This window comes from Planococcus sp. S3-L1 (genome assembly GCF_030063085.1).
Taxonomy (GTDB): domain Bacteria; phylum Bacillota; class Bacilli; order Bacillales_A; family Planococcaceae; genus Planococcus; species Planococcus kocurii.
The window spans coordinates 1-7,780 of the sequence record NZ_JASISN010000037.1 but is presented as its reverse complement, the minus strand read 5'-3'; the positions used below and the strand labels follow the sequence as shown (position 1 = coordinate 7,780).

Annotated in this window: 8 protein-coding genes; 4 read left to right on the top strand and 4 right to left on the bottom strand. The window is 39.7% G+C overall.

Annotated features, from left to right (window positions below; genetic code table 11):
- Positions 1 to 160 precede the first annotated feature (160 nt).
- Both QMF37_RS17950 and QMF37_RS17945 read right to left on the bottom strand, forming a co-directional pair.
- Entirely contained in the window at positions 161 to 586 is a 426-nt protein-coding gene (locus QMF37_RS17950; RefSeq protein ID WP_283479096.1) for a hypothetical protein, read from the bottom strand.
- 86 nt (positions 587 to 672) lie between these two features.
- A complete protein-coding gene (locus QMF37_RS17945; RefSeq protein WP_283479095.1) occupies positions 673 to 837 on the bottom strand; it encodes a hypothetical protein in 165 nt (54 codons plus the stop codon).
- A gap of 358 nt (positions 838 to 1,195) precedes the next feature.
- On the opposite strand from QMF37_RS17945, the gene QMF37_RS17940 reads away from it, so the two are divergent.
- Both QMF37_RS17940 and QMF37_RS17935 read left to right on the top strand, forming a co-directional pair.
- Positions 1,196 to 2,233: an ArsR/SmtB family transcription factor gene (locus tag QMF37_RS17940; RefSeq protein WP_283479098.1), complete on the top strand. Its 1,038-nt coding sequence runs from the start codon at positions 1,196 to 1,198 to the stop codon at positions 2,231 to 2,233.
- Positions 2,230 to 3,447 (top strand): MFS transporter, encoded by a 1,218-nt coding sequence (locus QMF37_RS17935; RefSeq protein ID WP_283479094.1) that lies wholly within the window; start codon positions 2,230 to 2,232, stop codon positions 3,445 to 3,447. The genes QMF37_RS17940 and QMF37_RS17935 overlap by 4 nt, the downstream gene beginning before the upstream one ends.
- 158 nt (positions 3,448 to 3,605) lie before the next feature.
- Here QMF37_RS17935 and QMF37_RS17930 read toward each other — a convergent pair whose 3' ends face one another.
- Together QMF37_RS17930 and QMF37_RS17925 are read right to left on the bottom strand one after the other, a co-directional pair.
- Positions 3,606 to 4,124: a GNAT family N-acetyltransferase gene (locus QMF37_RS17930; RefSeq protein ID WP_283479092.1), complete on the bottom strand. Its 519-nt coding sequence runs from the start codon at positions 4,122 to 4,124 to the stop codon at positions 3,606 to 3,608.
- Positions 4,125 to 4,476: 352 nt separating this feature from the next.
- Complete coding sequence (locus QMF37_RS17925; RefSeq protein ID WP_283479091.1) at positions 4,477 to 5,238, bottom strand: kanamycin nucleotidyltransferase C-terminal domain-containing protein; 762 nt, start codon at positions 5,236 to 5,238, stop codon at positions 4,477 to 4,479.
- Between the two features lie 297 nt (positions 5,239 to 5,535).
- Between QMF37_RS17925 and QMF37_RS17920 the strand changes: the two genes are divergently transcribed.
- Together QMF37_RS17920 and QMF37_RS17915 are read left to right on the top strand one after the other, a co-directional pair.
- Positions 5,536 to 6,735, top strand: coding sequence for an MFS transporter (locus QMF37_RS17920; RefSeq protein ID WP_283479089.1), 1,200 nt, complete (start codon positions 5,536 to 5,538; stop codon positions 6,733 to 6,735).
- 259 nt (positions 6,736 to 6,994) lie between these two features.
- Positions 6,995 to 7,441 carry a site-2 protease family protein gene (locus QMF37_RS17915; RefSeq protein WP_283479087.1) on the top strand — a complete coding sequence of 149 codons (447 nt, stop codon included), beginning with the start codon at positions 6,995 to 6,997 and terminating at the stop codon, positions 7,439 to 7,441.
- Positions 7,442 to 7,780 lie beyond the last annotated feature (339 nt).

Sequence of the window (7,780 nt, the reverse complement as noted above, 5' to 3'; positions counted from 1 at the left end):
AACAAATACCATAAATTTCTCCTTCCTGGCGGGAGGATAGACGTCCTTCCCGTTGAACTATTCTAGTAATTTCACTGTTACTTTTTCTAGTTTTGAATGTAACTTAATTCACAATAAGTTACATTCAGTTTCCATCGTTCTCAATCGTTCTCAAAGCGTATTATTTTTCTTTCTTTTTCGCATCTCCATCTTCTTGCCAAAAAGCTGGCCCCGTTACATCTGACAACCAAAACAAAACATCTTGTTCATGATTCTCAGGCTTTAAGTTGCTAATGGGCCCGGGATTAAAGGCGTAGTCCCCTTGTTGAATTTTTTCTTCCCTTACGTAGTCTTTGAAATGGTAAGCTCCATATCCTTGTACCGTATTTGTTCCTTCTGGTTGAGGAGATTCTTCTCGAATCGACGTATGGACCTCTGCTAAATAGCTAAAGAACCTGGACAGTGAAAGATATCCTTCCGAATTTCCGACAAATGAAACGCCCACTTCATCGATTTTGATTTCCATTTTTGCTTTTTTTGAAAAATATGGATCGAAATCGTAAAATATCTCTTTCTCTTTTTTTACTTTCTTCTTTTTTTTCGCCATGTCATCTACACTCCTTGATTGCTTTTCATAGATTTGAATGTAACTTTTCTGCACATAAGTTACATTCAATCCCTTGATATTCTGTGTTATTTTGGTTCCTCAGTTTCTATGAGCTTCTTGCAGATATATCCGACGATATATTCTCTCTTTGTTATTTCTTCAATGTCCTGATTTTCAACTAACTCATCTACTACCTGATTTACTTTTTTCCATAGCTCTGTATTTTCATATTTTTCATATGGATGTGCCATTCTACTATTACCTTCACTTCCATTTTTGATTCACGCTTCTATAATACTTATTTTACCATTCTTGTGCTTTATAGATAGGAGTCTATAAATTGTTTCTCACTAAAAAAGCGTTCGTAAAAGTACACTTACATGAACGAAAAAGAGAAGATGCTTAGGGCCAGCACTTTCTCCAGTTTGATTTTATGGACTTCCGATAAGGTGTCATATGTTAACTAAATAAATAATGATACTAAAATCCAACATTATACTTTCTCTCTAAAGGTTTTTTTATAGACTTTAATTCTATTTTTATTGAATTTATAATTCAAATAATATAGAATAAATTTATTATGAAGACCTAGGAGGAATCCCTTTGAAAATGTTGAATTCAGCTTCACCTATCGAAACCATTCAGCTGAAAGTGGAACAGTCCCCAGTCTGGGAATTGATACTAGGAATCGCCGGTTATACACACAAACAGCTCCGGCACACGTTTGAATTGGATGAGGAGTGGATAGCCGATGCAGGAGTGATGCCCTCTTCACTGGTTCAGCTGTTAGAAGAAATAGAAGAAACAGACCTTTGGTACGGTATGATTCTCCTGCAAAATCAGTTTTCTGCAGATTCGGTTCAAGAATTTTCGAATTTACTTTCCACTGCTTCAACGACTGATTTTTACGAAGGGCTCCTTCCTTACCATGACCGCAAATCTGAGCTATTACGAATAGAAGCAGCCCGAGATCCCGACCAAACAGATTTATGGGAAAGGTATGCGAATCTATTTCAAGGGCATGAGTATCTACAAGGTTATATTCACCAGCTTCACCGGCTTTCACCATCAGACACAAGTAGTTTGATGATCTGTGTTTTAAGAGAATGGGAAAACTGGCTGTCAAAGAAAGAAGAGTGGGAGAAATGGCTCCAGGCACTCGCCTTTGAACAGAAACAGCATCGCCAACTGGATGCATTGAATTCGGTAGCTGAAATCGAGCGGGTAACAAGTGGTGTTGAGTACCTTCCGGAACCGTCAGTTTGGTCGGTCAAACTGATTCCGCAAGTTTCCTATCGTCCCTGGGTGCTGACGATTCGCACAACTGACACCAAACTCTTCTTTTATCCAGTTAACGAAGAGCATCTGCTCGAACCGGGCGTTCCTTCAAATGAGTTGATCCGCGGTCATAAAGCACTGGGAGATGAACTGCGATTAAAGCTGTTGTTTCAACTACAGAAAAATTCTTTATCCCTTCAAGAGTTGAGTGGTCAATTTAATACATCAAAAACAACGCTTCACCATCAGCTATCCTTGTTAAAAGCCGCCAAATTCATTCGGGTAGAGAAAGGGGTTTATTCGATAAACCTGGAAAAACTTGAAGAGTTCTCCAACCAATTGACCCGTTACATGAAAACCGAATTATGAAGAAGTATTCCAAGTCTTTCAAATCTTTATGGATCGGTGAAATCGTCTCCGAATTTGGCGGGGCTGCCGGCGCTATTATCAATGGATTGTTGTTATACGAACTGACCGGTTCGCGGGAGTGGATGGGTATCCTCTGGCTCGTGTACTTTATTCCTTCTTTGGTGTTGCAAGGCATCAGTTCACCTTTTCTTAATCATGTGATCAAAGAAAAAATGTTGAAAAATATACAGTTAATTAGAGGCACTGCTTATCTGTTGCCTTTAATCGGATTCTGGATGGGAACGGAAACAGGAACCATCATCGGTTTGGTGGTGCTGCAGTGTATCTTAGGCTTGCTGCAGCCCATCTTTGCCAGCCTGTCGTTTTCCCTGCTACCGGAAATCTGCACCGACGAAGAATTGGTCGATGCCAATGGCTTGCTGGATGGAACGCTCCGGCTGATGGGTTTTCTAGCGCCAGGTGTGACTACTCTTTTATTGCTGTTGGTGCCAATGCAGTGGATTTATAGCATTTCAGCACTCTTGTTTTTCCTTAGCTTCCTGGCACTTTCACGCATTCCGCAATCCAGCAAACAAAAAGTGGCAGTTTGGACCAAGAAGTTCTGGTGGTCAGAAATGAAAGTGGGCTACCAGAGTTTTTTCAGCTACCCACAACTCCTGCGGCTAACGCTCCTGTCTTCGACTGTTCAGTTTGCAGTGGGTGCAACACTGGTTTTGAGTGTCCCCTTCATTCGTGGAGAACTGGGAGGTGAAACCTGGGAATACGGCATTTTCAAAGGGGCCTTTCCAATTGGTTATGTGTTGGGAATGATTCTTCTGACCAAACTCCCAAAAAACCCTCAAACGATGTACGTTGGTTTGATTGGAGGTGGCTTATCCTTTGTGTTGCTGTATTTTGTCCACTCGGTTCCTTTCGCATGGATGTGTGAATTGATCGGCGGAATCCTGTTTCCTCTGTTCAATGCTCAAAGTGCCGCCATTTTCCAGCGGGAAGCTCCGAGAGACCGGCTCGCGCAATTGAGCGCCGTCCGCTTGCTGTTCCTCCGGGCTACCATGCCATTAGGAATCTTGTTCGCTTCTTTGCCATTCTTAACGCTAAATATTCGCCATACCTATATTGGAATCGGTGCAATTATTATCTTGCCCGGAATATATTATTTGATTGCGTCCCTTCAACCTAAGAAAACGCTAATTCCAGATGAACATAAGAGTTAGCATAAGTAAAATCGTTTTGATTATTATTGAGTTTTCTTTTCAATAAATTGAAAAAGAAGCAAAGGCAGAAATAATCTGCTGTTGCTTCTTTTCTCTCTGTGTTGCTAACTTCCGATAATCTGAAATATGTAAACTAGAAAGATTCATATAGTCCCTTGTCAATGCAATACACCGTTCATATTGTATTCCATCAAGTTTAATTCATTGGTAATTTCTTTGGTCTTCTTAAAACCACATTTCTTGTAGCTTTTAATTGCACGGATATTATCTTTTTTCACCTCTAAAACTATCTTCGAGGCACCTTTACTTCTAAGATGATTTATCATCATTAAGATCATTGAAGTACCTATTCCTTTGTCCCATAATGTAGTTTCTCCAATAAATTGGTCTATTCCATAGATATTTTGATTTGAAGTAAAATCGTATTTTTTCAATCCATCTTCCTGAATTTCATAATATTGTATATAGCCTAAAGGTTGATTGTTGTATTCAACAATACAAGGAGTAACATAGTGCTTTCCTTCAACCCTTGGACCGTATTTCTTCTCCACCTTATCAAAGTTTGAAGGTAGTTCCTCGTAAAACTCCAGTACTCTCTGATTATTTAGCCATTTAACCATTACCTCAAAATCATTTCGGTTCATAAGTCTAATTAGAAGGTCGTCATTTTCAATCATATCTAGCTTCCCCTTTATTCCTCGCTGTTTAGGAGGTAATCTTTTGAAATTATTTAATGAAGTATTTCCCTCACTTAGTCTTTTGGAAATTTTTGATAACATGAGTTTATCATAAGGCGTATCGGCTAAAAAAAGGACACTTTTAATAATTAGTCCAACTACCGTCATTACGACGTTAGAGTTATGATATTAAGCGTTCGTAAAAGGTCACTTTCGCATACAAAAAGGAGAAAAGATACACTACGTACAGCCTCTTCTCTCCTTTTCACTATAAGTAACTGCCGATAAGGGGTCATATGTAAACTGATTAAACGATTTCTACTGTCATTTTTGGCTTCTGGTTTCTGAAAAATTAAATAGGAAGCTCCTTTAACCGGTAATCCAATCCCATATCGCTATACCACTCATTCAGGCCGGTCCATAGCTCTTCACAAAGGGGATAGATTTTTTCTTTGCCGTGCAGTTGCCCTTCCATAATGAACCTTAAGAGTTCTTTGTATCCAGAAGGAATCGATTCCATTTCCAACGACTCTTCAAATGTTCTGGCTCTTGTAGTGTAATAGGTCTTATTGGCAAGCCCAATCAGTTTTGCCGTTTGCCAGAGCAAATCCCTCGCTCCTAAGTCTAGATAATTTAAGTTGCCACTGCTATAATTATTTCTTATTTTCGCAATGGTTTCATACGGCTCCCAGACCATGAACTCTTTCATAACATCCCTCCTGATGGCATCCAATGCTTCAAAAGGGAGGACTTTGACTTCCTCGAACAAATGGGTCGGGTCATAAATCGGAAGGATATGAATAAACACACCGGTCTTGATGGCCCATGAATCATCCACTTCTTTTGCTTGCTTGATAAATGTACGGCGGTCTTTTGCGCTGAGTTCGATTTTGAATTTATCGTAGATGAATTCCAGGCTCTCTAACTGACTGGCACCTTCTGTAATGACATGCAATTCGATATCGGAAAACGGTCCATCCGTTTCCAAAGCGATAGATCCATAAGCACCGATGGCAAGGATGGCATCCCCATGGGCAGATAGCAGTCTCTCTTTTATAATATGGATCATTTCTAATTTTTCTTTTCTCGTCGTCGAAACCGGGTAGGCTAGCATACTGTTCCCTCCATTTTAAATCCCTCAATACATCCTCTTCGCAATGAGATGTCTATACTAAGTTCCCTTGGAATACATGGCGTAGTTCTACTTACTATATCCAATTATTTCTTTTAACGCCATTTATTTTCTACTAATTTCACGTATAATAGGAATAATCAAACTTCTCGATAAATCTAAGTCCCCCAAGATTTATCTTCAATCGGAAAGGAACAGCTGAGATGACCATTAGTCCAATTTGATCCATCCCCTTTAGTAGAAATCATTTACGAATTGACTTCTTGGGGGAACTGAATAATGAAACGGAATCGAAATTTCAACTTACTGCTGACCGGGCAATCGCTTGCCAACATTGGCGATGTCTTGTACATCGTCAGCATCATTTACGTTATTTTTGACTTGACCGGATCGGCTACTGCAGCTGCTTTTGTTCCATTCACTATCACCAGCTCGATGTTCATCTCAAACGCCTTGACGCCTTTGCTGATGCAACGATTTAATCTGAAATGGCTACTGGCATGCTCGCAGATGGGGAAAACGGTGTTGCTAATTGGGCTGGCATTCTTTCTGCCGCAACTCTCGCTGTTCAATTTTTACGGCCTATTTTTGGTTATTGGCCTAGTTGCCTTATTGGACGGTTGCGCCAATCCGGTGACCCAGTCGCTCATTCCGAATTACGTGAAAAGCGAACAGCTGTTGAAAGCGAATGGCATTACGGAAACCATTACCCAATTAATCCAGACTGCCATGTGGTTTGTAGGCAGCTCGTTATTAATTTGGCTCTCTGCGAATGAATTGGTCTGGTTAACAGCCGGCTTATTTTTGGTCTCGAGTCTGCTTTTGAGCTTTTTGGAGACGGTCGACTTTACGCCATCAAAGGAGCAAGGAAAGTGGAAACAAATCAGCCAAGGATGGCAGACCGTCTCCACTTCGCCTGTACTCAAGCGAATTGTCTGGATGGATGTGTTAGAGACGATTGCTGGTACGGTTTGGATTGCTGCGATTCTCTATGTCTTTGTCAGTGATGCCTTATTGGCAGATGAAAAATGGTGGGGATTCATTAACGGCGCCTTTTTCTTGGGATTGATCGCAGGCAGTCTGTTTTGTCTACGGTTTTCAGATTGGATTGAACAGAAACTCAGCCAATTTATTTTTATCGGAGCCATCTCCAGCAGCTTGGTCACCATCTTCTTTGGATTGACGAGCCTTCCAATGTTGGCACTGCTTTTTTCTTTTTTGGTTGGGGTTTCTGGCCAAATCAAGAACATTCCGCAACAGACGGTGGTCCAGACGAGTGTTCCGAAAGCTCAATTGCCGACCGTGTTTACTACACTCGGAGCAATTGGTACGGGAACCTTCGGTATTGCTTCCCTCTTGATGGGTGTTCTAGCAGATGCATTTGGTATTCGGGGTGTCTTCATCTTATCCGGAATTTTATTGGCCATCGTCAGTTTGATTGCTTACAAAGGCAGAGTCTTACTATGGCGAACCGTATAAGCTTTAATTATAAAAAGGAGACATTCGGCAATATTTCGAGTGTCTCCTTTTTATTTGTTAGCTTCCGATAACTGATGATATGTAAACTAATTGTGCTGTCTTTAATGAAATTACAGTCAGCTAACTAAGCAATTAGTGAAACCAACTCTCTAGTTATACGTATTTGTATCATGTTATCAATTTACATATGCGTACGAAAGGTCAAACTAGCAATCGTTAGATTGGTTCAATGCTTATCTAGAGAAAAAGGAGATAAAACATGAATTTTTTAGTTAACTTCATGATCATTGGTTTGTTTATTTTTCCTTTTGTTGCATTTATTCATGAGACCGGACATGCCTTTTTTCTTAAGCTATTTGGTGGAAAGATCAATGAGTTCAGTATTGGGAATGGTAAAATTCTATGGAAAAAGAATAACTTCAATATCAGAAATGTTTATTTTGCCGGCGGAAGAGTCGTCGCAAATACGATCAACTGGATGAGCACCACTCAAAAGTCCTTCTTCTTTTTAGGTGGAGTGCTATTTAACTTAATTTGCGCACTGGTTCTGGATGTGACCACTGGATATGAGTTCGGAGTTTTCCGTCATTATTTAGATAGCTTCATATTCGTATCTTACTTAAATGTTTTTATCAATTTAGTTCCACTCACTACTATCTTTGGTGAAACCGACGGTAAAAAATTAGTAGAGCTATACAAAAGGTGATCAGAACTACAGCTTTCATTCTTTTTCTAATAGCAGGTATATAAAAGTATCAAGTGAATTAGTGAAAATAGTTAAGCCTTTTAACATATTTTAAATAACTGTTCGTAAAAGAATGAATTCACAAGTAAAAAGGAGAAAAGATATGCTACGCATAACCTCTTCTCTCCTTTTCTCTATAAGTAGCTTCCGATAAGTTGCGATATATAAACCTCATAAGCCATTTCAATACTCGTCAAGAAAATAAAGAAATACCTTCCGCTAATAAATGGGAAAAATATTTCCTCCATTACTCGGGGTCATTCCAGCTCTTTAATGGGAAGATAATATAGAGAATAAGTG

Bases quoted from the DNA above. Each gene is read 5' to 3' on its own strand.
- QMF37_RS17950 (WP_283479096.1), bottom strand. From the start codon at position 586: ATGGCGAAAAAAAAGAAGAAAGTAAAAAAAGAGAAAGAGATATTTTAC.
- QMF37_RS17945 (WP_283479095.1), bottom strand. From the start codon at position 837: ATGGCACATCCATATGAAAAATATGAAAATACAGAGCTATGGAAAAAA.
- QMF37_RS17940 (WP_283479098.1), top strand. From the start codon at position 1,196: ATGTTGAATTCAGCTTCACCTATCGAAACCATTCAGCTGAAAGTGGAA.
- QMF37_RS17935 (WP_283479094.1), top strand. From the start codon at position 2,230: ATGAAGAAGTATTCCAAGTCTTTCAAATCTTTATGGATCGGTGAAATC.
- QMF37_RS17930 (WP_283479092.1), bottom strand. From the start codon at position 4,124: ATGATTGAAAATGACGACCTTCTAATTAGACTTATGAACCGAAATGAT.
- QMF37_RS17925 (WP_283479091.1), bottom strand. From the start codon at position 5,238: ATGCTAGCCTACCCGGTTTCGACGACGAGAAAAGAAAAATTAGAAATG.
- QMF37_RS17920 (WP_283479089.1), top strand. From the start codon at position 5,536: ATGAAACGGAATCGAAATTTCAACTTACTGCTGACCGGGCAATCGCTT.
- QMF37_RS17915 (WP_283479087.1), top strand. From the start codon at position 6,995: ATGAATTTTTTAGTTAACTTCATGATCATTGGTTTGTTTATTTTTCCT.